Origin of the sequence: Palleronia aestuarii (genome assembly GCF_003253995.1) — a bacterium.
In the GTDB taxonomy this organism is placed as follows: Bacteria; Pseudomonadota; Alphaproteobacteria; order Rhodobacterales; family Rhodobacteraceae; genus Palleronia; species Palleronia aestuarii.
The window spans coordinates 13,413-39,150 of the sequence record NZ_QKZL01000014.1 but is presented as its reverse complement, the minus strand read 5'-3'; the positions used below and the strand labels follow the sequence as shown (position 1 = coordinate 39,150).

Below are 25,738 nucleotides of genomic sequence, written 5' to 3'. Positions count from 1 at the left end.
AACCTCCAGGGGCTCGAAGGGAAATCGGGACGGGAGGGCCCGGCACGCGGGCCCTCCCTCTTGCCTCAGCCGTAGAGCTGCCAGCGGTAGTCGAGATCGTAGGTCCCGCCAAAACCGCGGAACCGCTTGGTCAGGACCGGCGACCAGGTCGCGCCCCATTGCCCGTCGAGATGGTACCAGCGCGCCGAAAGGCTTGGGATGGTGATCCAAGCGGTCTGGGCGGGGAAGATGTCGTCTCCGAAGAGACGGATGAGCCAGTCCACGATCCGGCCGAGGACCCAGTCCACCGCTTTCGAGATCGCCGCCGCGATGACCGGCGCCGCGGCCGGGATCGCCAGGAACGCCGCGACCGCCTTGCCGGCCGCCGCGGCCACCTTCGCGATGGCGGAGGAAACCGCACCCTTCACGTTCTCCCAGAGCTTCTGGATCGCGGCGCTGAGCCTGCCATTGTCCTTTTCCGCGAGCAGGAACGAGACGCCGAAGCGCTTCGGAAAGTGATAGCTCTCGCGCAGGCTGAACATGTGGTAGGGCCAGTTGACGGTTTTGCTGCGTCCGTCGCGGAAGCCCGATCCGACGAAGCGCTCGGCGATCTTCTTGGTGTCGCCGTCTTCGTCGACGGAAACCCCCCCAAGGGCGATCTCGTCGTCGCCCCACCATTCGGGGTTGGTCTCGTCCACGCAGCGCACCCGCAGGACATGCAGGCGCAGCTTGTCGGTCACCGCCTCGAATTCGGATTCGGGATGGGGATCGGCGCCGGCCGTGCCGCCCCAGACCATCTCGAACCGTTCGAGATCGAAGACGCCGCTCTCGATGGCGCTCTCCTCGGTCTCCTCGATGCCGGAGAGCGCCGCCTCGAACTCCCCGCCGCCCGCCTCGAACTGGGTGCCGCCCAGAAGGTCGCGAGGCACGACGAGGTTGCCGTCCTCGAGCCGCAGGCCCGGCCCGATCGGCACGTCGATGGTCGGCCGCGTGACGCCGAACTGCTCGGGCGTGATCTTCAGGTCGACCACGTCGATGGCGCGCGTAATGCCGCCCTCGATCGCGCCCAGCACGTCGCGGACCTTGCCGCCCTCGGGCAGGCCGCCCGCCTCCCGCGCGACGACGCTGCCGAAGACCGGCGCCATCGCCTTGCGGTCGGCATCGAGCATGGCTGCGGCGCGCTTCTGCATCGCCTCCGCCTTGCCGCCATGCTGTGCGAAGGGCATCTTGTGGAGCGCCATCGCAACCTCGCCTTCCGCCGTCCCGCGCAGCGATCCCTCGGGCTCCGCGATCGCCGCGGTCAGCGAGAGTTTCGCCAGCCCCAGCACCTCCTCGGCCACCGCGGCGATGGCCGCATTGTCGAGCTCGGCCGGCGTCTCCTCGTGCGTGATCACCGGCCGCGCCGCGACCATCTCGCCGCGATCGAAGCGGGCATCGGTCATGACCGGCATCGCGTTGGCCGTCATGGGATAGATGGGGGTGTTCATGTCCAGATCCTCCTTGTCCGTGGGTGCAGCGCCCGACGAGGGCCGTCTTTCCGATCGGCTGTTTCGCGGACGGTCCGGTGCGTCATGCGACCGGACACCCCGACCATCGCGCCGGAGCGGGGCGGTCTTGCGTGAGTTCCACGTGATGTGGCCCGTACCCATTCCAGGTTGTGGGAGGCGGGAGAATGGGCATGACATGCAACCCGATCTCCGCTTAAGCTTTCACCGGCCCCCTTCGCCCGAGGCCGCGCCCATGAACAGCGACGCCCCGAACGCTTCCGCGGAGTTCCTCGTCACCACGCGGGGGCGGTTCCGCATACGCGCCGGGGACCGCGACGTGACGCCACCCGGCCCGAAGGCCTGCGCGCTCGTGGGCGCGGTCGCTCTCGCGCCGGACGGAAGCCGGGCACGACGCTGGCTGCAGCGGCTGATCTGGTCGGACCGCGCGCCCGGACAGGCGAGCGACAGCCTGCGCCGGCTCCTCGCCGATCTGCGCCGCACGCATCCGGGCCTGCTCGAGGCCGACCGCAGCGATGTCCGGCTGGGCCCGGGCGTCGCGCGCGACGGCGAGGGGCCCGGCCCGCCGCTCGAGGGGGTGGAGCTGCACGATGCGGCCTTCACGCGGTGGATCGAGGGGCTGCGGGCGGCGCCGCAAGCCCTCCTTCCCAGCGGCGGCGCCGCACTTTTTCGCACGGAGACGCCCGAGGGGGCGCCGCTCCGTATCCGCCTCGAGGCCGGCGACGCCCTGCCCGGAGGCGCGGAGCTTTTCGTGCTGGGCGCGCTCCACGACGCGCTGCGCCAGCGGATCGCGACCTATGGCGCGGCGGAGGTCGCGATCCGCACGGACAGGGTTTCCGCGCCCACCGCCGACATCCGCATCCTGGTCGCGCTCGATACGCCCGGACCGGGCGGGTCCATCCGGCTGCGCGCCGTCGCGGGGGCGGACGGACGCTTCCTCTGGTCGGGCCGGATCGGGCTCGACGCCCCGCTCGAGACCGTCATCGCCGGGGAGCGGTTCGCGGCCTTCGTCTCGGCCGCCGCCTCGGGGACGCTCTCGGCCCATGGCCGGTCGAGCGCGGTGGCGCTCACCCCCTACATGCGGATGCAGCGCGCCGCGGCAATGCTCTTCCAAGGCGACCTGCCGGCGCTCGCACGGGCGGAGACGGAGCTCGCCGGGCTCTGTACCGGAGATGCCACGGCCATCGCGCTCTCGTGGCGGGCCTTCGCGCGGCTGACCCGGATCCTCGAATTCGCCGACGCGGGCCCCGACCTGCGCGCGGAGGCGCTCGCGCTCGGCCGCGACGCGCTCGCGCGGGGGCCCGCGAACCCGCTCGTTCTCGCTCTTGCCGCGACGCTCGAGGCGAAGCTCGCGGGCGACATGGACCGCTGCCGCTTCCTCGCCCTCGCCGCGATCCGCTCGAACGATCAGAACCCCTACGCGCTCGACGCGCTGGCCGAGGCCGAAGCGGTCCGCGGCGCGCCAGGCGCCGCGCACGAGACCGCGCGCCGGGTCCGGGTGCTCGCGACCGGGATGCCCAACGCCTTCTACTGGGACGTGCAGGTCTGCCTCACCGCGCTGCGCGTGGGCGAGACCGCGCGGGCCGCGCGGGCCGCGCGCACGGCCCTCGTCAGCCATCCGGGCTACCGGCCGGCCCTGCGCTACGCGACGGCGCTCTCGCTTCTCGAGGGCGCGCCCGAGGCCGCCGCACGCTACGCCGCGCGCCTGGCCCTGCGGGAGCCTGGCTTCACGATCGACCACCTCCGCGCGCCCGGCTACCCGGTCCATACGCTCCATGCCACGGGCCTCGCGGAACGGCTCGGGCGCTGAGTTCAGGGCGCGGCGGGCCGGCCCGCCTCAAGCGCGGCCGCGACCGAGGTGCCCGAGACGCGGACGCGCCGGGGCGTGGCGGTGGCGATCGTAGGCGTCCCGCCAGCCGGTCCGGGCGCGTCGACCACGTGGAGCGCCGTGGTGCGCGGATGGTCGGGATGGACCCGTCCCGCATAGGGCGCCGGGGCGGAGGCGGGCCGGCCGAGCGCGGTCCAGCTCGCGGTGGCGACCGTGACGCCCGCCCGCCCGCCCGTGCCCGCGGCAAGGGCGTCGGCATCGATCGTGGCCAAGACCGAGGCGGTCCCGAGGCGGCGGACCTCGTCGCCCGCGCGCGGCGCGTCGTCGGTCTCGAGAACGCCGATCCCGTCATGGAGCGGCCGCCTGCGATCGGCGAACCACGATTGCCGCCGGGGCGGCCGGCCGGGTTCGGGGAGGTCGGCATCGTCGCGCAGGATCCAGCCCGCGACGGGATCGGCCTCGCCGCTGCGGCAGGGATCGCGGTCGGTCAGCGCGACCTGCCACCGCCCCGGGCGGGCGAGCGCCCGGCCCGGGCGCGCCCGATCCCGCGCGGTGGGCGCGAGGACGAGGCGCAGCCGCGTGCCCCCGGCGCCGGAGGGCGCCTTCTGCAACGCGCCCATCACGGCCCCGCCCTCGAAGAGGAGCCAGAGCCCGTAGCGCCCCGCGCGGCCGAGATCGGTCTGCGTCCCCTGCCCCGACGGGTCCACGAGGGAGAGGTCGAAGGCGTCGTGGGCGGGCAGGATCAGTTCGAGGCCGTTGGCCGAGGGATCGCCCCATGGGATCTGCCAGTCGAAGCCGATCCGGTCGCCGTCGCGATCGGGGCGGGCGTGGAGGTCCTCCTGCAGGTGGTTGCCCGTGGGCACGACCAGGCGGATATCGGCATGGTCCGCGAGTTCCCCCAGCACCCGTTCGAGCCGGCGGAGCGCCGGATGGGTGCCGTCGGACGGACCGCCGGTGAAGGCATAGGCGAGACAGAGCGTCACCTGCGGCCGGCCGCGGCCCGCCTTCGTCTCGAGCTCCACGGCCTTCGACACCGCGGCGCGGATCGCGAGATCGATCACGCTGCTCAAGATCCCGCCCGAAGCGTCGCGCCCGAGCCGCACGGGCAGTTCGAGCCCGATGAGGCGCGCCTTGCGGGACGCGCGCGACGCGGCGAGCGCGGCCATGGCGGTGCCGTGGGAAAAGGCGCGCGGATCCTGCGCGCCGTCGGCGAAGACGCTTTCGACGAGGCTCCGGGCGAGCGTTTCCCCAGCCCGGGCCACCGCCGCCGGCCGGCCCGCCGCCGGGATGCCCGCAAGGGCCGTCTCGTCGAGCCACTCGACCGCGGGGCCGGTGCCGGGACCGATCCGGAGCCCCCCCATCGCCGCGAAACCGGGCCCGCCGGGGGCGAGGAAGGCCGCGTTCCAGAACGCGATCCCCGCATCGAGGATGGCGATGTAGGGCGGTCCTTCGGACCCTTTCCGCACCTTGGGGACCGGCGGGAGCGTGCGGAAGACCTCCCCCTCCACCGCAGGGCCGAAAGCGACGTCGAAAGGCCCGTCCTCCGCGATCGCGCGACCTGTGTCCCGCGCGGAGGCGATCCGCCGGATCCCGCTTTCCTTCGGGATCCTCAGGAGCCGCTCCGGCGCCTCGAGAAGCGCGCGGAGCCGTTTCTGGTCGCGGATCGTGCCGGCGTCGAGCGAGCGGACATGGCTTCCCTCGCGTCCGGTGAGAAAGACCGAAACCCGGTAATCCTTCGCCCCCTGCAGGGCCGGGAGCGCCGCGGGCAGGAAGGTCTCGGGCAGCGCGAAATCGTAGCCCATGTATTCGTGCGCGATCATCTCCTCACCCTCCGAGCTCGCCCAGGGCCAGCGCGACACTGGCATGGAGGAGCGCCAGGGGCGTGCCCGTCGCGGCGGTGGAGGCTTGCGCGGTGGCAGGAGCCAGCGGCTGGCCGTCGGGGATGCCCTGGGCGGGCAGAGGGCCGGTGGCGGGGATCGCATAGGCTTCGAGGATGCCGTTCACCCCCGCCTCGCGCGGCACGTCGGCGTCGAGCGGGGCCGTGGCGGACGCACCCACGTTCAGACGCGCGGCAAAATGGCGGGCGAGGAAGGCCGCGAGCCTGCGGCCCGCGACGCCGTCGCCCGGGTAATGGACGCCCGCGATCACGCGGTTCTCCTCGATCCGCGCGGCGATCAGGCGCAGCTCGAGGCTCGGGGCCGTGAACATCAGCTGCTCCATCGCGAAGGCGAGGCCGAACGCCTCCGTCGCGTGTCCGCTCGGACAGGCGCCATGGGCGGGCGTCTGGATGACCGGGTTCACCGCCGGCGACATCCAGTCGGGCCGCGGCATGGAGACATGGTGCTTTACCTCGACCGTGATCCGCTCGAGCGCGCCCGCGACGGCGTCGAGAAGCGCCAAAAGCATCGGATGGGTGTCGGGCCCGATCGGATGGACGAGGGCGAGGAAGCTCAGGATGTCGGTCTGCTGCAACACGATCTCGTCGATCCGCTCCTCGCGGGACCAGCGCGCGGCGATCACCGCCTCGAGCTCGTCGAGGAAGGGCTGGCCCGCCCGCGGCGGGTCGGGCAGGTCGAGCGTGGCGCCCGGCACGGCGATGCGCACGCCGCTTCCGGTCCGCGCGACCGTGACGCCCTCGAGAAGCGCCGCCACGAGGAGCGTCCGGCGGTGGCGCGCGTTCAGCCGGCCCGCGAGGGCCATTGGCCCGGCCGGCGCGGGGGTGGCGAGGCCCGCATCGCGTCGGCCGGGCAGCGACAGGGCGACGGCGTCGAGCGCATGGCTCAGCGCGGCGGAATTCTCCTGCCCGGCATGAAGAAGCTCGCCTCCGCTCCCGTCATCCGAGCGGTTCGATCTGTTCGATCTGTTGGACCGGTTCGAGCGGTTCGATCTGTTGGCGAACGGCATGGGTCTCCTCCTCGACGCTGTTGCGAAGCGCGCCCGCCATGTCCTGCCTCGGCGTCCGCGCCGAGGCAGCATCCCACGGCGCAAGCCGGGCACCGCGTGAGTTTCACGTGAGGAGCGGAGTATCAGGCGGACTTGGCGAGCGCGTCGAAGGCGCGGAGACGCCCGATCAGGGCCTCCATCTCGTCCACGGGGATCATGTTGGGCCCGTCGGAGGGCGCGCGGTCGGGCGCCTCGTGGGTCTCGATGAAGAGCGCGGAGATGCCCACCGCGCAGGCCGCCCGCGCGAGGACCGGCGCGAATTCGCGCTGCCCGCCGGAGGTCGCACCCTGCCCGCCCGGCTGCTGCACCGAATGGGTGGCGTCGAAGACGACCGGCCACCCCGTCCGCGCCATGACGGCCAAGCCGCGGAAATCCGACACCAGCGTGTTGTAGCCGAAGGACGTGCCGCGGTCGCAAAGGAGGATCCGCTCGTTGCCCGTCGACGCGATCTTGGCCGCGACGTTTTCCATGTCCCAGGGCGCGAGGAACTGGCCCTTCTTGACGTTGATCGCGGCTCCCGTCTCGCCCGCGGCGAGGAGCAGGTCGGTCTGGCGGCAGAGGAAGGCCGGGATCTGGATCACGTCGCAGGCTTCCGCCGCGGGGGCGCAATGCTCGGGCAGGTGCACGTCGGTGAGCGTGGGGCAGCCGAATTCGGAGCCGATCTTCGACAGGATCCCCAGTCCTTCCTCGAGCCCAAGACCCCGGGTCGAACCCAGCGACGAGCGGTTGGCCTTGTCGTAGCTCGCCTTGAATACGAAGCGGGTCCCGGTGGGCGCGCAGGCCGCGGCGATCCGTTCGGCCATCATCCGCGCATGGTCGAGGCTCTCGAGCTGGCAGGGTCCGGTCAGGAGCACCAGCGGCTCGCGTCCGCCGATCTGCAGGCCGCCCACCTCGATTACTTTCGTCTCGACGAAATCCATCACGCGTCCTCCTTCAGCACCGCCTCGATGCGGGGGATGTCCTCGGGGTTGTTAAGCTCCCAGAAGACCCGTCCGCGGCCCTCGACCTCCACGCAGGCGATGGGCACCCCGTTCTCGAGGAAGCGCAGCTGTTCCAGCCCCTCGAGCGTCTCGAGCGGTCCCGGCGCCCAGGCCCCGTAGGCCGCGAGCGCGGCGGGACGGTAGGCGTAGACGCCCACATGGTGGAAGACCGGGATCGGATCGGGGATGCGGCCCGGGTCGATATAGGGCACCACCTCCTTCGAGAAGTAGAGCGCGCGGCCGGACCGGTCGAAGACCGCCGTGGTGCCGCCCACCCGGCCGGCGAGGCGGTCGGCGCGGAAATGGCCATAGGTGACGGGATCGCAGCGCAGGACGGGCGTCGCCACCTCCGCCTCCGCGTCCCGCGCCATGGCCTCCACCAGCGCCTCCACGAACCAGGGCGGCGTGAGCGGCGCGTCGCCTTGCAGGTTGACCACCAGATCGGCCTCGATCCCGCCCCGCGCGAGCGCGTCGGCGCAGCGCTCCGTCCCGTTGCGGCATTCCTCCGCGGTCATCACCACCTCCGCGCCGAAGCTGCGCGCGGCCTCGGCGATCCGGTCGTCGTCGGTGGCCACGAGCACGCGGTTGACGTCACGGACCCGGCAGGCCGCCTCCCAGCTCAGCCGGATCAGGCTCCGGCGGGTGCCGTCGGGCAGCGCCAGCTCCGCGAGCGGCTTGCCCGGATAGCGGGTCGAGGCGTAGCGCGCGGGGATCACGATGACGGTCCGCATCATGCAAGCCCCGCATTGAGGCAATCCTGCACGTGGACGACGCCCACAACCTGCCCGTCCCCTTCGACGACCGGCAGCGCGGTGATCTTGCGCTCGGTCATCAGCGCCAGCGCCTCCGCGGCGAGCTGGTCCGCCCCGACCGTGGCGGGGGTGAGAGAGGCGATGTCGCCTGCGCGGCGCTCGAGAAGGCCTGCCATGTTGCGACGCAGATCGCCGTCGGAAATCACGCCGGCAAGCCGGCCCTCCTCCACCACGATGGCGAGCCCGAGGCTCTTCGAGGTCATCACGAGGAGCGTCTCGTCCATCGGCGTCTCGTGGCCCACGAGCGGCAGCGCCGCGCCCGTCCGCATGAGCTGCGCGACGGTCGCGACCCGGGCGCCGAGCCGGCCGCCGGGATGGAAGACCCGGAAATGGTCCGGCGTGAAGGCCCGCCGGCGCATGAGGGCCACCGCGAGCGCGTCGCCAAGCGCGAGGGCGAGGGTCGTCGAGGTCGTGGGCGCCATCCCGATCGCGCAGGCCTCGGGCGCGTCCGGAAGCGTGAGGCGCAGGTCGGCCGCGCGCATGAGCGTGCTTGTCGGTCGCGACGAGATGGCAATGAGAGGCACGCGGAAGCGGCGCGAATAGGCGACGAGGTCGTTGAGCTCTCCCGTCTCCCCGGAATTCGACAGAAGCAGGCAGACATCGTCGCAGCCGATCATGCCCATGTCGCCGTGGCTCGCTTCCGTCGCGTGGACGAATTGCGCGGGCGTGCCGGTCGAGGCGAGCGTCGCCGCGATCTTGCGTCCGACATGGCCGGACTTGCCGACGCCCGAGACGACCACCCGGCCCCGGGCCTGCAGGATCAGATCGACCGCGGCCGCGAAATCCGCGGGCAGCTCCCTGGCAAGACGATGAAGCGCGTCGGCCTCGATGCGCAGGACGCGAAGCGCCTCTTCGACCGTATCCCGGTCGTCGTGATCCCCGGTCGAAGGCGTGGCCGTCACGAAGAAGCTCCCGTCCGGCGCCGCGGGGGGCGCAAGTCGCGCGATCGCTATCACGGCTCGACCGCGACCGGAAGCGGCCAGTTCTCCCCTTCGCGCCCGCTTTTCTCTGTTTGGCAAGTGATTCGCTTCAGGTTGAAATACGTCTTCGGACTTCACTTGATCCGGTCTTTCGGGGCTGCTTCGCTGCGGGCTGAGAGTTAAATAGGTGTTATATAGGTGTTAAGCCCTTTTCGAGGTCGCTTTTCTTCAGACGTGTCAGGGCGTTACCGAAAGACCCGGTGGGTGAAATATCGAAACTTGGTGTGTGAAATATCGAAAGTCGGTGGGTGAAATATCGAAACTCTTGACGGCGGTGGGTGAAATATCGAAAGTACGGGGATGGTGTGTGAAATATCGAATCTTGGCGGAGATCCGAGTTCCGATGGCGGGCGGTCGCCGCTTCTGCCAGACCGTCATCCGTCCCCGAGCTTCTTCGTCTGCGACGTGCTCGACGCCGTGCCGAAGGGCGATCTCGCCTCGATGGAGCATCCGATCTTCTCGCTTTCGACGAAGCCCGACACCCGGCTTCGCCGCTACGAGCAGGGCGACCAGTTCGTGGAGGTGACGCCCTCGGTGAAGGGGCTCGCCACGGTCCACGACCGCGACATCCTGATCTACTGCATCAGCCAGATCATCACCGCGCTCAACGACGGGCGGAAGGTGGAGAGGACGTTGCGGCTCAAGGCGCACGACCTTCTGACGGCGACCAACCGGATGACGAACGGCCAGGCTTACGAGGGGTTGAAGGCGGCGCTCGAGCGGCTGCGCGGCACCACGATATCGACCAACATCAAGACCGGCGGCACCGAGGCGCTCGACGTGTTCGGCCTGATCGAGCGGGCACGGGTCGTGCGCGAGACCCGCGACGGGCGCATGCAGGACATCGAGATCGTGCTGTCGGACTGGGTCTTCAACGCGATCGAGGCGCGCGAGGTCCTGACGCTGCACCGCGACTATTTCCGGCTGCGAAAGCCGCTCGAGCGGCGGATGTACGAACTCGCGCGCAAGCATTGCGGCCACCAGCCGGAATGGTCGATCGGCATCGACAGGCTCAGGGAGAAATGCGGCTCCACCTCCACCCTGAAGGAGTTCCGCCGTCTCGTGCGCAGCATCGTCGACCAGGACGAGGCGCATGGGCACATGCCCGATTACGCCGTCTGCCTGGTGGAGCGGGAGGAGGACGTGGAGAAGGTGGTCTTCACCAATCGCCAGACGATGGTCCCGGCGCGCGTCACGACCGCCGCCCCGCCACCGCCCCTGCCTTGCGACGTCTACGACGAGGCGCGGCAGGTCGCGCCTGGCTGGGACGTGCACCGCCTCGAGCAGGAATGGCGCACCTGGTGCATGGAGAAGGACTTCACGCCGAGACACCCGGTGCAGAACTTTCTGAAGTTCTGCGAGAGCTGGACGGACCGGCGCGGACAGGCCTGAGCCGGACCCCGCGTGCTGTCCTCTCCGGCGCGGGCAAAATCTTCAGCGGGCGTTGAGTTCCGCGATCTCGTGCGGGAGCCGGCCGAACCAGCTTGGGCGCGCGCGTCCGGTGCGGCGCAGGTATCGGGAGGCGGAGCTGCCGTAGAGGCCGAAAAATCCGAGCATGACGATGATCCTAGATCGAAGCGTTGCGTTGCTTGAGATGTCGGGCCGGACGGGCGATCCCGCAAGCCTCCGCGCGGCATAGGCGCCTTGCGTTCGCTGCAATGCAGCATCGGCGGCGACGGCCTGGAGCCCGTCCCCTCTTCCCTCCGCCCGGATTTTCTGATCATTGTTGTCGGGAATTCGATGGCCCGCCTCGGGGAGAGATCGCATGGCCCTGCCGAAGCTCCGTCCGGCCCCGCAGGCCGATCCGCAGCCACCGCTGATCGGTTTTCTGCGCCTGGCCGCACTCGATTGCCGTGCGGCGCCGCGCCGCGCGGGCATCCCCGACCTGCCGCTCGATCCCGCGGCCGATGCGGCCGATTACGCGACGGTGCTGGCGCGGATGCTGCCCGAGCTCTTCCTGCGCCGTCCGGTCCTCTGGCGCCCGGGCACCGCGCGGCGCTCCTTCGACGAGGCGTGGCTTCTGGCCTTCGCCCGCGCGATCGAGACGGACGACCGGACGAGCGAGCGGTTCCTCGCAGGCCGCCGGCTGCGCCCCGGCGCCGCCCCTGTGCTGCGGCATGTCCTCGGCGGGCTGGCGGACCGGCTCCGTACGCCTCGCCCGGCGTGAGCGACAGACTTCCCAACCAGCAGAAAGGACGCCCCTCATGGCCGAGACCGCTTCCGACCTCTCCCCCGATGCCAGCGCCGAGATCGCCGCGGCGCTGAACCAGGCCCTGGCCGAGACCGTCGTCGCGACGATGCTCGCGCAGAACTTCCACTGGAACGTGACGGGCATGGCCTTCGGGCCGCTCCACGCGCTCTTCCAGACGATCTACGAGGACCATTTCGTCGGCCAGGACGACCTCGCCGAGCGGGTTCGGGCCCTGGGCGAGACGGCGGAAGGCAAGCTCGCCACGCATCTCGAACGCTCCAAGGTCACCGAGGGCGATGCGTCCGCCGAGGACCGGGAGATGATCCGTCACATGGCCGAGGCGGAAGAGACGATCGGCGCCACGCTCGCGGGGCTTTCGGAAGTGGCGGCGGGCCATGGCGACATCCGCACCGAGGATCTGGCGATCGAGCGGGGCCGTATCCACGACAAGTTCGCCTGGATGCTGCGCGCCCATCTGCGCGACCGGGTCTGAGGGTCCGGAAGGCCGGAAATACAACTTCAAGATACGCGGAAAGGCCCATGAAATTCATGGGCCTTCTCCTTTATCTCACTCGGCTGGATGGGCCGCTTCCGGCGCGGTCTCGGTGCGCTGGCGCCGGGCGAAGAGACGCATGACCACCGCGAAGAAGAGCGGCACGAAGAGCACGCCCAGCACGGTGGCCGAGAGCGTTCCGCCGAGCACCCCCGCGCCGATCGCGTTGCGTCCGCCCGCGCCCGCGCCGGTGCTGAGCACCAGCGGCAGCACGCCCAGCGAGAACGCCATTGAGGTCATGATGATCGGACGGAAGCGCTGTCGCGCCGCCTCTTTCGCCGCCGTCAGGATATCCTCGCCGTCCCGCATCCGCTCGCGCGCGAACTCGACGATCAGGATGGCGTTCTTGCCGGTGAGACCGATCACGGTCAGCAGCCCCACCTGGAAGAACACGCCGTTCTGGTAGCCCCCGAGCCACGCCCCCACGAGCGCGCCCAGAACCCCGATCGGCATGGCGAGCATCACCGCGAAGGGGATCGTCCAGCTCTCGTAGAGGGCGGCGAGAGACAGGAACACCGCAGCGAGGGACAGCGCGTAGAGGAGCGGCGCCTGGTTGCCCGATTCCACTTCCTCTAGCGAAAGCCCGGTCCAGGCCAGCGAGTAATCGCCCGGCAGTTCACCCACCAGCCGCTCCATCTCCGCCATCGCGTCGCCCGTCGAGACGCCCGGCGCCGGGGAGCCCTGGATCTGCATCGCGGGCACGCCGTTGTAGCGGTAGATGCCCTGCGGTCCCTCGGTCCAGCCGCCCTCCGCGAAGTTCGAGAACGGCACGAGGCCGCCGCTCGTGTTCCGCACGCGCCAGCGGGCGATGTCCGACGGCGCCGCGCGTGCGTCGGCTTCGCCCTGGACATAGACCCGCTTGATCTGCCCACGATCAATGAAGTCGTTGACGTAAGTCCCTGCCCAGGCGGTGGAAAGTAGCGCACTCACGTCGGTGGCCGAAACCCCCATCGCGCCCGCCTTGCGCCAGTCGATGTCGATATTGTACTGCGCCGCCGCCTCGAGCCCGTTCGGCCGTGCCGACGCGATGAGCGGGCTCTCGGCCGCCATCCCGAGGAGCTGGTTGCGCGCGGCGGTGAGCTCGTCGTTCGATTGCCCGGCACGGGCCTGGAGGTAGAGGTCGAAGCCCGAGACGTTGCCGAGTTCGATCACCGCGGGCGGCACGATCGGGAAGACCTGCGCGTCGCGGATCTGGCTCAGCGCGCCGAAGGCCCGGCCCTGCAGCGCCTGCACGCTCGCGGCCGGATCGGTGCGCTCGTCCCAATCCTTCAGCCGCACGAAGGCGATCCCCATGTTCTGCCCGGCGCCCGCGAAGCTGAACCCCGCGACACCGAAGACGCTCTCGACCATCTCGCTCTCTTCCTCGAGAAAATAGGTCTCGACCTGCTCGATCACGTCCACGGTGCGCTCGATCGTGGCGCCGGTGGGCAGGTTGATGAGCGTGAACATGATCCCCTGGTCCTCGTCGGGCAGGAACCCCGTGGGCGTGCGGAGGAACAGGAAGACCATCGCCGCGGCGAGCGCGAGATAGATCAGCCCCACGCGGAGGGGGCGGCGGACGATCCAGCCCACCGCGCCCGCATAGCCCCCGAGCGTCCGTGCGAAGCCGCGGTTGAACCAGGCGAAGGGCCCGCGCCGGATCTCGTGGCCGCCGCCCTTCAGGAGCGTCGCGCAGAGCGCCGGGGTCAACGTCAGCGCCACGACGACCGAGAGCGCCATGGCAGAGACGATGGTGATCGCGAATTGCTGGTAGATGACGCCCGTGGAGCCGCCGAAGAAGGCCATCGGCACGAACACCGCCGAGAGCACCATGGCGATGCCGATGAGCGCGCCGGTGATCTGGCCCATCGACTTGCGCGTGGCCTCGCGCGGGGAGAGCCCGTCCTCGGCCATCACCCGCTCCACGTTCTCGACCACGACGATCGCGTCGTCGACGAGCAGGCCGATGGCCAGCACCATGGCGAGCATGGTGAGGGTGTTGATGGTGAAGCCCGCCGCGGCCAGCACCCCGAACGTGCCCAGGAGCACGACGGGAATGGCGAGGGTCGGAATGAGCGTCGCGCGCCAGTTCTGCAGGAACAGGTACATCACGAGGAAGACGAGCACGATCGCCTCGAGCAGCGTCTTGACCACCTCCTCGATGGAGATCTCCACGAAGGGTGTCGTGTCGTAGGGGATGACGTAGTCGATGCCCTCGGGGAAGGCGGCGGCGAATTCCGCCATCCGTTCCTCGACCGCGGTGGCGGTGTCGAGCGCGTTGGCACCTGAAGCGAGGCTGATCGCCATGCCGGCCGCGGGCGCGCCGTCGAAGCGGCTCTCGAAATTGTAGCTCTCCGCGCCGATCTCGACATCGGCCACGTCCGAGAGCAGCACGAGACCGCCATCGGTCTCCGCTCGAAGCACGATCTGACGGAAATCCTCGGGCGTCGACAGCAGCGACTGCGCGGTGATCGTGGCGTTGAGCGCCTGGTCCGCGGGCACGGGGCGGGTCCCGAAGGCGCCCGCCGAGATCTGCGCGTTCTCCTCGCGCACGGCCGCCACGACGTCGGACGGCGCGAGCTCGAAAGCCGCGAGCCGCGCGGGATCGAGCCAAATCCGCATCGCGTAGGGGGAGCCGAAGACCTGCACGTCGCCGACGCCGTCGATGCGGCTGATCTCGTCGACGAGGTTGGTGTCGAGGTAATCGGCGAGGTCGGCCTGGTCGTAGCTGCCGTCGCGGGAGATGAGCGAGATCACCTGCAGGAAGCCGGAGGAGGATTTCTGCACCGTCACGCCCTGCCGCTGCACCGGCTCGGGCAGTAGCGGCGTGGCCTGGCTCAGCTTGTTCTGCACCTGCACCTGGGCGATGTCGGCATCGGTCCCGGTCTCGAAGGTGAGCGTGAGGCTCGCCGATCCGGCCGAGGAGGAGGTGGAGGAGAAGTAGCGCAGACCGTCGAGCCCGGTGAGCTGCTGCTCGATCACCTGGGTGACGGTATTGGCCACGGTCTCCGCCGAGGCGCCGGGATAGGTGGCGTTGACCGTCACCGTGGGCGGCGCGATCTGGGGATATTGCGCGATCGGCAGCGTGGAGATCGACAGGAGCCCCACGCCCATGATGAGGATCGACACGACCCAGGCGAAGACCGGACGGTCGATGAAGAAGCGCGACATGGGCTCAGTTCCCCTCGCCGGCGGTCGAGGCGATCTCCGTGCGTCCGCCTGCCTGCCCGGCAGCGGCCTCCTCCGTTGCGGGAGGTGCCGCCTCTTCGGGCGCGACGGTGGCGCCCGGCGCCACCTTCTGGCCGCCCGCGACGATCAGCCGGTCGCCGGGCTGGAACCCGTCCTGGACCACCCAGTCGCCGCCGCGATCCTGCAGCACGGTGAGCGCGCGCTCCTCCACCACGTCGTCGCCATTGACGACGAGCGCCACGGGATTGCCGCGTCGGTCGCGGGTGACCCCCTCCTGGGCGGCGAGGTAGACGTCGTCGATCGTGCCCGTGGGCATTTCGACCTGTACATACATTCCGGGCAGCAACAGGCCGTCGGGATTAGGAAATTCCATCCGGAGGACGACGACGCCCGTCTGCTCGTCGACATGCGGCTCCGCGGCGGTGAGCTGGCCCGTCGCCTCGTAGGTGGAGCCGTCGGCGAGGATCAACTCGACCTCTCCCGTCTCGGTCGCCTGGCCCTCCATTCGGCGGCGGCGCCATTCGAGAAGCTCCGCGGCCGATTGCGTCACGTCCACGTAGACCGGGTCGATGTCGCGGATCACCGCCATCGGCTCGGCCTGGTTCAACGAGACGAGCGCGCCGGCGCTGGCCTGGGAGAAGCCGATCGTGCCCGAGAGCCGCGCGCGGATATCGGTGCGGTCGAGTTCGAGCTGCGCCGCGTCGAGCTGCGCGCGGGCAAGCTCGAGGGAGGCTTGCGCCGAATCCCGGGTGGAGACGGCGCTGTCCTCGGTGGAGGCGCTGCTGATCCCGCGCTCCTGCAGCGTGGTGATCCGTTCGGCCTCGCGCTCCGCGGCGCGCAGCTGCGCCTCGGCCTGCCGCACGGTGGCCTCGGCCTGGGAGACCGCGGCCTCGTAGGTGGCGCGGTCGACGCGGTAGAGCACGTCGCCCGCCGCGACCTCGGAGCCCTCGGCGAAGAGCCGTTCGGTCACGATGCCGTTGACCTGCGGGCGCACCTCCGCCTCCGCGGACGGATGCACGCGGCCGGGCAGCGTCGCGGTAAGGGTGACGCTCTCGGGCGCGAGCGTCTTGACGGTGACGGGGGTGGGCGGCGCCTCGCCCCCCGGTGCCTGGCCTTGCGCGGCAGCGGAGCCCGCAGCGGCCAGAAGCAGGATGAGGGCGGCAACATGGCCTGAGCGAGGGCGAAACGACATGAACGACTTCCTGTTCGGCGTGAGGCGCGCTTGCACAGGGCGCCGGACCTTTTTATGAAACCTTTGAGTTTCGTAAATATGACCCTGACTGGAATTTCAAGGGAAATGCTGCCTTGCAGAAAAAGACCCCCCGACCGGGACCCTGCGGACGATGACTGACGCTCCTGCGAAGACGATGAAGGACGATCCCGAAGACCGGCACGAAACGCGCGGCCGGCCGGTGGTGATGGGGGTGGAGGAGCGGCGCAAGCGGGTCCTCGACGCGCTCGACGCGATCTTCGCGCGGGCCGGGATGGCGGGGCTCACGATGGCGGCCATCGCGGCGGAGGCGGGCATGTCGAAGCGCACGCTCTACACGCTCTTTCCCGATCGCGCGGCGCTCTTCCGGGCGCATCTCGACCGGGTGCGCGCGGCCTTCGTCCATCCGCTCGGGGAAAGCGATCTGGGCCTGCCGCTTGCCGGTCGGCTGCGCCGTCTGCTCGAGCCCGATCCGCGGCTGCCGGTCAGCGGGCTGCCGCGCGCGGTGCTGCGCCAGGCCATCGCGGAGGCCGACCGCGAACCCGCGCTCGCGCGCGACTGCATCGAGCGCTGCTTCCATGCCGACCGGGCGCTGATCCGCGCGGAACTCGATCGGGCCGTCGCGCGCGCGGAAGCGACGATCCCCGACACCGCGGCCGCGGCTGCGATGCTGCAATCGATGATCCAGATGCCGGTCCTCGACCTGCTTCTCGATCCGGGGTTCCGTCCTTGCCCGGACGCCGTGCGCACCCGGTTCGAACTCGGGCTCGCCACCTTCCTCGGCGGCATCGGCGCCGCCGTCTGAGCGCGGGGCCGCCCGGGACCGGGCGGACCGGCAGGGTGTTACTGCACGGGGAATGCATCTATCCATTCTCCGCAAGACCACCCCGATCCCGAGGAGCCCCCATGACAATGCCTTTCAGCTTTCCCGAATTCGACGGCAAGGCGATCCTCATCACCGGCGCCTCCACCGGCATCGGCGCGGCACTTGCCCGTGCCTTCGCCGCGCAGGGGGCCAGGGTCGGCCTGCACTACAATTCCAGCGGCGAGGCGGCGGAGGCGCTTGCCCGCGAGATCGGGGAGGCGGGCGGCACCGCCGTGCCGATCCGCGCCGACGTGAGCGATTCCCGCGCCCTCGAAACGGCGGTCGAGGAGGCGGCGGAGAAGCTCGGCGGGCTCGACGGGCTCATCAACAACGCCGGCGGCATGGTCCGCCGGGTGGCCTACGCGGAGGTCTCGGACGAGGATTACCGCGAGGTCATGGATCTCAACGCGCGCTCGATCCTCGTGGCCTCGAAGGCCGCACTGCCGCATCTGAAGAAGCGCGGCGGCTTCGTCATCCACACCACCTCGATCGCGGCCAGGAACGGGGCGTCGAACGGTGGCGGCCTCTACGGCTCCTCGAAGGCGTTCGTCTCGAACGTCACCCGCGGCATGGCCAAGGAATGGATCGGCCACGGCATTCGGGTGAACGCGGTGGCGCCAGGCGTCATCTCCACGCCCTTCCACGAGCGCTATTCGACGCCCGAGCAACTCGAGGCGATGCGCGCCACCGTGCCGCAGGGCCGGCTGGGCGAGGCCGAGGATTGCGTCGGCGCCTATCTCTTCCTCGCTTCCGACCGGCTCGCGGGCTACGTCGTGGGCCAGGTCATCGAGGTCAACGGCGGCCAGCTGATGCCCTGAACCGCCTACGCCGTCCGTATCCGGGGCGGCTCCGCCGTCGCGGCATTCGCGCGATCGGGGGTCATCGTCGTACGGGCGCGGCCGAGCCTCTCGATCAGCGTGCTGCGGGTGATGGGCTTGTGGAGCACATCGGCCATGCCCGCCGCGAGGCAGGCCGCGCGGTCGCTTTCGAACGTGTTCGCGGTGAGCGCGATGATCACGGTTCGAATGTCCGCGGTCTCCAGGATCGCCCGCGTGGCCGCGCAGCCGTCCATCCCGGGCATCGAGAGATCCATCAAGATGACATCGGGGGCGAGGGACTTGGCCATCGCCACCGCCTCGAACCCGTCGGTGGCGAAATGCAGTTCCGCGCCGGTATCCTTCAGGAAGCGCTCGACGAGGAAGCGGTTCGTCCGGTTGTCCTCGGCCACGAGGATCCGCGCATGGTCGAGCGGGGCGGCGGTCACGGGGGTAGGCGCGTTGCCCGTCTCGCTGCGCAGCGGCAGGGTCGCGGTGAAGGTGGCCCCCGCTCCGGGATGGCTCTCGACCGCGATGTCGCCGCCCATCTGGCGCGCGAGCCGGCGCGCGACGCTGAGACCGAGCCCGGCGCCGCCGAAACGGCGCGCGCAGCCCCCCTCCCCTTGCGCGAAACTCTCGAAGATCGCCTCGTGGAACTCCGGCGCGATGCCGATGCCGGTATCCGTCACCGACAGGACAAGCGATCCCGCCTGCCACCCGAGCGCGACCCGGACGCTGCCCGCATCGGTGAACTTTACCGCATTGTCGGCGAGAACGGCGAGGATCTGCCGGATGCGGCCAGCATCGCCCGTGAGCGTCGCGGGCAGGTCCGGCGCCTTCGTCACCTCGAAAGCGAGGCTGGCCGAACGGGCGGCGTCGCGGGCCGGTTCGAGCGCGTCGAGGAGACGGTCCGGATCGAACGGCGCCTCGCGGAGCGTCAGACGCCCGCTCTCGAGGGAGCTCACGTCGAGCACCGTGTCAACGAGGTCGAGAAGCGTGCGTCCCGATTCCCTCAGCGTCGCGATGCAGGCGTCCCGGTCGCGGGCGGGCTCGGGCTGCTGCAGCAGCTCGGTGGTTGCGAGGATGCCGTGGAGCGGCGTGCGGATCTCGTGGCTCATCATCGTGAGGAACCGCTCCTTGGCGCGCAGGCTCTCCTCCGCCGCCTGCCGCGCCGCCTCGAGCTCGGCTTCCTTCTGCTTGGTCTCGGTGATGTCGCGCACGATGTTCACGTGGCCCGTCAGATCCCCTGCCGCGTCCGTGAGCGGCGTGATCGCCATCTCGAGCCAGAGCTCCCGGCCATCCGGGCCGCTGGTCGTGGTCTCCGTCCGGATCGGCTGCTTCGCGTTGATGGCCGTCGAAATGCGGGCGACGATCTCGGGCTCCAACGGAATGCCCTTCGCGGCCGGGTGGCCCACCAACTCCTCCCGCCGGCGCCCGATGGTCCTGAGGAGCGTCTCGTTGACGAATTCCACCTTGCCGTCGGCATCGGCGATGAGGATGCAATCGTTGGCCGAATGGGCCACCATCGCATGCCGTTCGAGGAGCTGCGTTTGCGCCTCGAGCGCGTCGTTGGCCTCTTCGAGCTCCACCGATTTCTGCAGCCGCTCGTGTTGGATGCGCACGCGGCGGCGAAAACTGCGATGAATGTCGCGACAGGCGACAAAGACGAGCTGCCCAGCCATCAGCGCGGCCGCGCCCTCGATGGCCACCGCGTAGAGCGGCGTCTGCTGCAGGACGTAATTGTGCAGGAGCAGCAGGCCGAGCGACGCGGCGATGATCGCGCTGCGCAGGATGGTGATCCGGGGCACGTAGGAATAGGTCAGCCCGGCATTGAGGGCGGCGCCTGCGATGGTCGCGACGAAGAGGATTTGCGTCGCCGGGTCCTTCACGACATGGACGGTGGCGAGCAGAACGGCACAGCCGGCGCCTGTCGAGAGGATGGCGGTGATCTCCGTCTTGCGCATGGTCGCGGGAGAGAGCCGCCCGCCCGGAAACCGGTGCAGCACGTGTCGCAGGTACAGGCAATCGCCCAGATCCACGAGGGCGACGAGGGCGACGGCGAGCAGGCCGAACATCACGTCGACGAGGATGCCGAGGCTGACCGCACCGATGAGCAGGAAGGCCTGGCGCTTCCAGAAGCTGTCGATCCGTCCCCGCGCATAGCGTAGGAACAGTCCCTCCGGACTGTAGCGCGCCTCGAACGCTTCGAGCGCAAGCTTGCTGGTCTCGGCCATCCGGCTCTCCACGATCATCGGCCGGAAAATGTCACGACAGGGTAAACACATTCCTCATGAATGCAGGTTTCACGGATTTCTCCCGGTCGCGGATCGGGCCTGATCTTCAGGCCGGATCCGCGCGGCAGAGATCGGCCCAGATCGGCAAATGGTCGGAGGCCCGCGCGGCGAGCCCGGAGCGGTGCACGCCCATCGCCGCCGTGCCGAGGCCGGGTCCGATCGCGAGACGGTCGAGGGCCGCCACGGGCCGGCGCGCGTGGAAGCTCGGCCCCGGCGCGTGGATCGCGAAGCCGGTCGCGAGGCGGCCGAGCCCCGCGCGGCGCGACCATTCGTTGAAATCGCCGATGATCGCGGTCGGACGCGGCGGCATCGCCTCGATATGGGCAAGAATGGCATCGATCTGGCGCCGTCGGGAGGCGCGCAGGAGCCCCATATGGACACCCACGACGCGGATGGGTCCGATCGGCGTTTCGAGATCGGCGATCACCGCGCCCCGTGGCTCGAGCGAGGGCAGGTCCATGAGGCAGAGATCAGTCACCGTGACGGACGGGCGCAGGAGGAGCGCGATCCCGTGCCAGCCGAGGCTGACGCCCCCGGGATCGAGCGGCACGGGGTGAAGATCCGTGCGATGCGCGATCTCGGCCGCGGGCAGCACGGCGGGACGGTCGCCGAGACGCCGGTCGGCCTCCTGCAGCACCACGATATCGGCCGCCAGGTCGGCCACGACCTCCAGCACGCGGCCGGGCGAACGGCGCCGGTCGGTGCCCACGGCCTTGCGGATGTTGTAGCTCGCGAGCCGCAGGAGGGGGTGCGCGGTGCTCACAGGACCGGCGCGCCCAGGCGGAACACCCCCTCGACGATCCGCCGCCCCGGCCCGGCCGTGACAGGGGCCGTCGAGGATCGCCGCTCCTGCCCGGCGAACCAGGTCTCGAGCCGCCCCACGCTCTGCCCGTCGTAGAGAAAGAGCGCCATCTCGAAGTTCAGGAGCATGCTGCGGACGTCGAAATTGGCCGATCCGAGCCAGGCCGCGTCGTCGACGAGCCCCGCCTTGGCGTGCAGCATCCCGTCCTCGTAGAGAAGCACCCGAGCCCCGGCGCTGCCGAGATCGCGCAGATAGGCGCCGCGGGCGAAATCGGCGATCCGGTGGTTGGAGATCCGCGGCACCAGGATGAGCACGTCGATGCCGCGCAGTGCGGCGGTGGCGAGTGCCTGCGCCTGGTACTCGGTCGGCAGGAAGTAGGGCGTGGCGATCCAGACCCTCCGCCGCGCCGTATGGATCGCCTGGACGATCCCGTCGTGGAGCGCGTCGCCGCGCATGTCGGGCCCGCTCGGCACGAGCTGCGCGACTGCCTCCCCTCCCGTCGGGTCGGGGTCCCTGCCCTGCGGCAATCCCGGCGCCCGGCCCGCCCAGTCCGACTCGAAGAGGTCGTGATGGACGGCGGTGGCCGGTCCCTCGACGAGATAGGCGAGGTCGGACCAGCGCGGCGCGTCGTCGGGGCCCATGTATTCGCCGCCCACGTTCATGCCGCCCGCGAAGGCGCGGAGCCCGTCCGCGACGACGAGCTTGCGGTGGTTCCTGAGGTTCAGATGGCCGCGCAGGGGCATCGCGACGAGGGGCGAGAACCAGCGAAGCTCTCCCCCCGCCTCGCGGAACGCGGCGAGCGCGCGGCGCGGATGCCGCCAGCCGCCCAGCCGGTCGATGAGGAGCCGCACGCGGACCCCCTCGCGTGCGCGTCCCGTCAGCGCCTCGACGAAGGCCCTGCCCACGGCATCGTCGGCCACGAGATAGAAGGCCGCGTCGATCTCCTCCCGCGCGCCCTCGATGAGCGCCATCATCCGCGCATAGGCCTCCTGCCCGTCCTCGAGGATCTCGATCCGGTGACCGCCCTCGGCCGGAGGAACGCCCAGGGCCGCGAAGGTCGCGGCCGGCCCCGACGCGGCGTCGGAGGCCGCCCCGTCGCGGCTGAAGGCCACCGGTGGAAAGCCCCGCCCCCGCTTGCGGATCCCGAGCGCCACGAAGACCGGGATCGCGAGATAGGGCAGTGCGACGAAGAAGAGGAGCCAGGCCACGGCCGATTGCGGCGTGCGGCGCTGCTGGAGCATGAAGATCACGGCCAGGAGCGTCAGCACGACGCCCGCCACGACACCGATATGCGGCAGGATACCGATCATGCGTGCCGTCCGTCCGTCCGCTTCGCCATGCGCCCTGCCCTTTTCCTGCGTTTTCCGCATCCTCGCCACTGGGCCGCCCGCCCGCAAGGCGATCAGATCACGAGGCCCGAGAAGAGGATGGCGAGGCCCAGGGCGACGAGCCCGGCCGTCGGTGCCACCCGCCGCGCGCCGATGAGTCCGTAGGAAATCGCGGCGAGCCCCAGCGCGACGCGGAGGGCGGCGAGGAGGGCCGCGACGGGCGCCTCCGCGAGGCGCAGGAGATCGGGATTGGCCACCATGCCGAGCGGGATGAGATAGAGCCCGATGCCGAGCGCCATGGCGGAGGTCGCGACCCGCGTCCAGCGCTCGCCTACCATGCCCGCGGCGATGAAGACCGCGCCGCAGACGGGCGGCGTGATGGTCGAGAGAAGCGCGTACCAGAAGACGAAGAGATGCGCCTCGAGCGGCTCGAGCCCGAGCGCCACCAGCGCCGGCCCCGCGACCGAGACGCAGACGACGTAGGCTGCGGTCGTGGGCACCTCCATGCCGAGGAGCAGGCAGGCGATCGCGGTCAGGAGAAGCGAGGGCCAGAGCATGCCGCCGCCGCCCGCCAGGATAAGCGAGGTCACCTTCACGCCGAGCCCGGTGATCGCGAGCACGCCCACCACGATCGAGGCGCAGAGGATGATCGAGGCGATGAGCGCCACCTGCCGCGCGGCGTTGAGGAGCGCCTTCCCCATCCGCTCCGCGATCTCGGCGGGGCGGAATTCCAGATCGCCGTTCGTCAGAAGAAGCAGCGCGGCGGCCGCGACCGCGAGCGCTGCGGCGTATTCCGGCGTGAACCCCGCGCCGAACATCGCCCAGAGAAGCACGGTGAAGGGGACGAGGAAGAAGAGCGAGGTGACGAGGACGTCGCGCCCCGAGGGCCGATCCTCCATGCCGATCCCCGAAAGCCCCATGCGCCGCGCATAGGCGTCGATACCGATCCAGACGGCGAGGAAGTAGAGGAGCGCCGGAGGCAGCGCCGCGGCCATGATCGCGGTATAGGGCACGCCCGTGAGCTCGACCATGACGAAGGCCCCCGCCCCCATCAGCGGCGGCATGATCTGCCCGCCCGAGGAGGCCACGGCCTCCACCGCCGCGGCGAGGCGCTTGGGATAGCCGAGCCTCAACATGGCGGGGAGCGTGACCGCGCCCGTCGAGGCGACGTTGGCCGAGGCCGATCCGGAGATCGAGCCGAAGAGTGCGGAGGAGAGGACGGAGACCTTGGCCGCCCCGCCCCGGAGCCGGCCGGCCGCGGCGGCGGCGAGGTTCATGAAGCCCTGCCCCGCCTCGCCCGCGTTCAGGACCGCGCCGAAGATCACGAAGATCGCCACGACGTTGACGGAGATCCCGGTGAGCGAGCCCCAGATGCCGCCCTCGGCGATGGTGAGCGTGCCGAGGAAGCTTTCGACGGGCGTGCCCGCATGGCCAAACCGGCCCGGCACGTATTGCCCGAGTAGCCCGTAGAGGAGCGCCAGGGCGGCGATCGCGGGCAGCGGCCAGCCGATCGCGCGGCGCGCCGTCTCGAGCACCACGAGAAGCAGGACCCCCGCGATCGCCATCTGCCCCCGCCCCTCGAGGAAGCCGTATTGCTGGAGGAGCGCGTCGTGGTCGAGCGCCACCCAGAGCGCCGCGGCGATGCCCAAGCCCGCCAGCGCCGCCCCGCTCCGCCGCCGCCAGCCGGGCGCGACCCCGTAGACGAGCGCGAAGGGCAGGATCAGCGCCATGTGGAGCGGCCGAGCCACCAGGTTCGGCACCAGCCCGCTGAAGACGAGGCCTACATGGAAGGCCACGAGAAGCGCCGCGAGCGCCATCCAGACCGCGTCCGCCCCCCGGCGCAGGGCAAGAGGCACGCCGAGGCGCCCCGTCTCCGTCGTCATCGCGCCCCTGCCCTTCCCGCAGCCTCTCCCGTCATCGCGTCCCTGGGCTCAGCCGTCCGCGCCGGGCAGCGCGATCCCGGCTTCCTCGTAATAGCGCCGCGCACCGGGATGGAAGTCGCTCTCGACCGCGTCCAGAAGTTCGGGCGTCACCCCGTCCCACCAGCGCGACTGCCCCGCGAGGCGGGCCTTCTCGTCCCAGAAGGTCCTGGTCAGCGTATAGGCCGTCTCCTCGTCCATCGCGTCGGTCGCGTAAGCCACGACCGGCAGCGCGGTGGTGGCGACATCCGCCTCCTGCCCCGCATAGGTGCCCGCGGGGATGGTGATGGGCGTCCGGCCGGTCTCCTCCACCTCCTCCCCGGTCATCGAAAGGATCGTGACGGGCATCGCCGCCGCGGCCTCGATCACGTTCGGCGCCGGGAAGGAGCCGGCCGTGACGAAGCCGTCGATCTGGCCGTTCCGGAGCGCGTCGACCGCGTTCGAGAGTTCCGCGCCCGAGATCGTCACCTCGTCCGCGAGCCCGAACATCTCCATATAGCGCGCGCCCTCGGTGGCGCCGAAGGAGCCCTGCCCCAGGAGGATCGTGGTCCCGGCAAGATCGTCGAGCGAGCTTGCGCCCGTCTCCGCGTCCATGACGAAATGCATGGTGAGCGAGGGGATCGGGAAGAGCGCGCGGATGCCCGCGAAGCGCTCGCTCGGCCGGTCCTCGAATTCGCCCGTTCCCTCGCGCGCGGCGGTGACGAGGGCGGGCGGCGCGGTGAAGACGTAATCGCCCCCGCGCGCGCGGACCTCCATCACGTTCTGCACCGATCCCTGGCTCTCCTCGACGGTGACGGAAATGCCGCCATCCGTGGCCGCCCCGATCGCCTCGGCGAGCTCGACGCCCATCTGGTAGTAGGACGATCCGGTCTTGGCCGACTTGTAGGTCACCCGCTCCTGAGCGGTGGCGGGCAAAGCGCCTGCCAGCGCGAGCGCAGCCGCGGTCACGGCGATCCTTCCGTATGTCATCTCCATCCTCCCGTTAGCTCCCCGAGGTCCATCGCCTGTTCCGCACGTCTCCTATCAGGCCGCGCGGCGGGATACAGCCACGAAGCGACGATCGAGTTCCCGGCCCTCACTCGCCGGGACGGCCACGAAGAATGGACTCAATGGCTTGCGGCGGCAGATCGAATGACCGGAAGCGCGACTTCCACCTTCCGTGTGGGGGCGCGTGCAATGGGTGTAGGCAAATGTCCTCCGTCGTAGATGCCGCGCGGTCTGCGATCCAGAGATGTGAGGGGCCCTACCCTCACTACCCGCCCGGCGATCCGACAACTCCCCTGCCCGGTTCGATAACGCGCCCGGTTGCCCCTGGAGGCCCAATAATCGAATTGCCTTCTCCAGTGATCGCATCGCGCCGAATTCCACAAAGGCAGTCGGTCAGACCATTAGGGATTGTCTAGAATACGTTCCATCCGCCTGATGTGGTGAGAGTACTCATGTGTGCACACGTGCATGCCTGCAGGATTGAAGAAAAGCACACACGAACACCTGCAACTTGACACACTTGCACAGTCGAGTGACCCCTCACCGGAACACCGGAACACCGGAACACCGGAACACCGG

The 25,738-nt window shown here is 70.3% G+C and carries 20 protein-coding genes; 6 read left to right on the top strand and 14 right to left on the bottom strand.

Annotated features, from left to right (window positions below):
* Positions 1-65 precede the first annotated feature (65 nt).
* Positions 66-1,466 carry a hypothetical protein gene (locus LX81_RS14380; RefSeq protein WP_111538020.1) on the bottom strand — a complete coding sequence of 467 codons (1,401 nt, stop codon included), beginning with the start codon at positions 1,464-1,466 and terminating at the stop codon, positions 66-68.
* Positions 1,467-1,719: 253 nt separating this feature from the next.
* Between LX81_RS14380 and LX81_RS14375 the strand changes: the two genes are divergently transcribed.
* Positions 1,720-3,294 carry an AfsR/SARP family transcriptional regulator gene (locus tag LX81_RS14375; RefSeq protein WP_146259435.1) on the top strand — a complete coding sequence of 525 codons (1,575 nt, stop codon included), beginning with the start codon at positions 1,720-1,722 and terminating at the stop codon, positions 3,292-3,294.
* A gap of 2 nt (positions 3,295-3,296) precedes the next feature.
* On the opposite strand, the gene LX81_RS14370 is transcribed toward LX81_RS14375, so the two are convergent.
* The 5 genes from LX81_RS14370 to LX81_RS14350 all read right to left on the bottom strand — a co-directional run bounded on the left by LX81_RS14370 (position 3,297) and on the right by LX81_RS14350 (position 8,949).
* The gene (locus tag LX81_RS14370; RefSeq protein ID WP_111538018.1) at positions 3,297-5,132 is read right to left on the bottom strand and encodes a S8/S53 family peptidase; all 1,836 of its coding nucleotides are present in this window, start codon (positions 5,130-5,132) and stop codon (positions 3,297-3,299) included.
* 4 nt (positions 5,133-5,136) lie between these two features.
* Positions 5,137-6,216: a phosphatase PAP2 family protein gene (locus tag LX81_RS14365; RefSeq protein WP_170133957.1), complete on the bottom strand. Its 1,080-nt coding sequence runs from the start codon at positions 6,214-6,216 to the stop codon at positions 5,137-5,139.
* Positions 6,217-6,338: 122 nt separating this feature from the next.
* Positions 6,339-7,175: a 3-deoxy-8-phosphooctulonate synthase gene (kdsA, locus tag LX81_RS14360; RefSeq protein ID WP_111538016.1), complete on the bottom strand. Its 837-nt coding sequence runs from the start codon at positions 7,173-7,175 to the stop codon at positions 6,339-6,341.
* Complete coding sequence (locus LX81_RS14355) at positions 7,175-7,966, bottom strand: 3-deoxy-manno-octulosonate cytidylyltransferase (RefSeq protein ID WP_111538060.1); 792 nt, start codon at positions 7,964-7,966, stop codon at positions 7,175-7,177. Before LX81_RS14355 ends, kdsA begins: the two co-directional genes overlap by 1 nt.
* The gene (locus tag LX81_RS14350) at positions 7,966-8,949 is read right to left on the bottom strand and encodes a KpsF/GutQ family sugar-phosphate isomerase (RefSeq protein WP_111538059.1); all 984 of its coding nucleotides are present in this window, start codon (positions 8,947-8,949) and stop codon (positions 7,966-7,968) included. Before LX81_RS14350 ends, LX81_RS14355 begins: the two co-directional genes overlap by 1 nt.
* 378 nt (positions 8,950-9,327) lie before the next feature.
* On the opposite strand from LX81_RS14350, the gene LX81_RS14345 reads away from it, so the two are divergent.
* The gene (locus LX81_RS14345; RefSeq protein ID WP_111538015.1) at positions 9,328-10,419 is read left to right on the top strand and encodes a replication initiator protein A; all 1,092 of its coding nucleotides are present in this window, start codon (positions 9,328-9,330) and stop codon (positions 10,417-10,419) included.
* A gap of 42 nt (positions 10,420-10,461) precedes the next feature.
* Here the strand turns inward: LX81_RS14345 and LX81_RS23155 are convergent, their stop codons facing one another.
* Positions 10,462-10,584 carry a hypothetical protein gene (locus tag LX81_RS23155; RefSeq protein WP_272939487.1) on the bottom strand — a complete coding sequence of 41 codons (123 nt, stop codon included), beginning with the start codon at positions 10,582-10,584 and terminating at the stop codon, positions 10,462-10,464.
* A 208-nt stretch (positions 10,585-10,792) separates the two neighbouring features.
* Between LX81_RS23155 and LX81_RS14335 the strand changes: the two genes are divergently transcribed.
* Together LX81_RS14335 and LX81_RS14330 are read left to right on the top strand one after the other, a co-directional pair.
* The gene (locus tag LX81_RS14335) at positions 10,793-11,194 is read left to right on the top strand and encodes a hypothetical protein (protein ID WP_111538013.1); all 402 of its coding nucleotides are present in this window, start codon (positions 10,793-10,795) and stop codon (positions 11,192-11,194) included.
* Positions 11,195-11,231: 37 nt separating this feature from the next.
* On the top strand, positions 11,232-11,711 hold the full coding sequence (locus LX81_RS14330) for a Dps family protein (protein WP_111538012.1): 480 nt from the start codon (positions 11,232-11,234) through the stop codon (positions 11,709-11,711).
* A 75-nt stretch (positions 11,712-11,786) separates the two neighbouring features.
* Here LX81_RS14330 and LX81_RS14325 read toward each other — a convergent pair whose 3' ends face one another.
* Positions 11,787-14,921 (bottom strand): efflux RND transporter permease subunit, encoded by a 3,135-nt coding sequence (locus LX81_RS14325; RefSeq protein WP_111538011.1) that lies wholly within the window; start codon positions 14,919-14,921, stop codon positions 11,787-11,789.
* Between the two features lie 4 nt (positions 14,922-14,925).
* Positions 14,926-16,131, bottom strand: coding sequence for an efflux RND transporter periplasmic adaptor subunit (locus LX81_RS14320; RefSeq protein WP_111538010.1), 1,206 nt, complete (start codon positions 16,129-16,131; stop codon positions 14,926-14,928).
* Between the two features lie 151 nt (positions 16,132-16,282).
* On the opposite strand from LX81_RS14320, the gene LX81_RS14315 reads away from it, so the two are divergent.
* Together LX81_RS14315 and LX81_RS14310 are read left to right on the top strand one after the other, a co-directional pair.
* Positions 16,283-16,954 carry a TetR/AcrR family transcriptional regulator gene (locus LX81_RS14315; protein WP_111538009.1) on the top strand — a complete coding sequence of 224 codons (672 nt, stop codon included), beginning with the start codon at positions 16,283-16,285 and terminating at the stop codon, positions 16,952-16,954.
* A gap of 101 nt (positions 16,955-17,055) precedes the next feature.
* Entirely contained in the window at positions 17,056-17,832 is a 777-nt protein-coding gene (locus LX81_RS14310; protein WP_211322778.1) for an SDR family NAD(P)-dependent oxidoreductase, read from the top strand.
* Between the two features lie 5 nt (positions 17,833-17,837).
* Here LX81_RS14310 and LX81_RS14305 read toward each other — a convergent pair whose 3' ends face one another.
* From LX81_RS14305 to LX81_RS14285, 5 genes are all read right to left on the bottom strand, one after another.
* On the bottom strand, positions 17,838-20,063 hold the full coding sequence (locus LX81_RS14305; RefSeq protein ID WP_170133956.1) for a PAS domain-containing hybrid sensor histidine kinase/response regulator: 2,226 nt from the start codon (positions 20,061-20,063) through the stop codon (positions 17,838-17,840).
* Positions 20,064-20,169: 106 nt separating this feature from the next.
* Entirely contained in the window at positions 20,170-20,886 is a 717-nt protein-coding gene (locus LX81_RS14300; protein ID WP_111538006.1) for an endonuclease/exonuclease/phosphatase family protein, read from the bottom strand.
* Positions 20,883-22,235, bottom strand: coding sequence for a phospholipase D-like domain-containing protein (locus tag LX81_RS14295; RefSeq protein WP_111538058.1), 1,353 nt, complete (start codon positions 22,233-22,235; stop codon positions 20,883-20,885). The genes LX81_RS14300 and LX81_RS14295 overlap by 4 nt, the downstream gene beginning before the upstream one ends.
* Before the next feature lie 92 nt (positions 22,236-22,327).
* Positions 22,328-24,136, bottom strand: a complete 1,809-nt coding sequence (locus LX81_RS14290) for a TRAP transporter permease (protein ID WP_111538005.1) — start codon at positions 24,134-24,136, stop codon at positions 22,328-22,330.
* 48 nt (positions 24,137-24,184) lie between these two features.
* Positions 24,185-25,141: a TAXI family TRAP transporter solute-binding subunit gene (locus tag LX81_RS14285; protein WP_111538057.1), complete on the bottom strand. Its 957-nt coding sequence runs from the start codon at positions 25,139-25,141 to the stop codon at positions 24,185-24,187.
* Between the last annotated feature and the right edge of the window lie 597 nt (positions 25,142-25,738).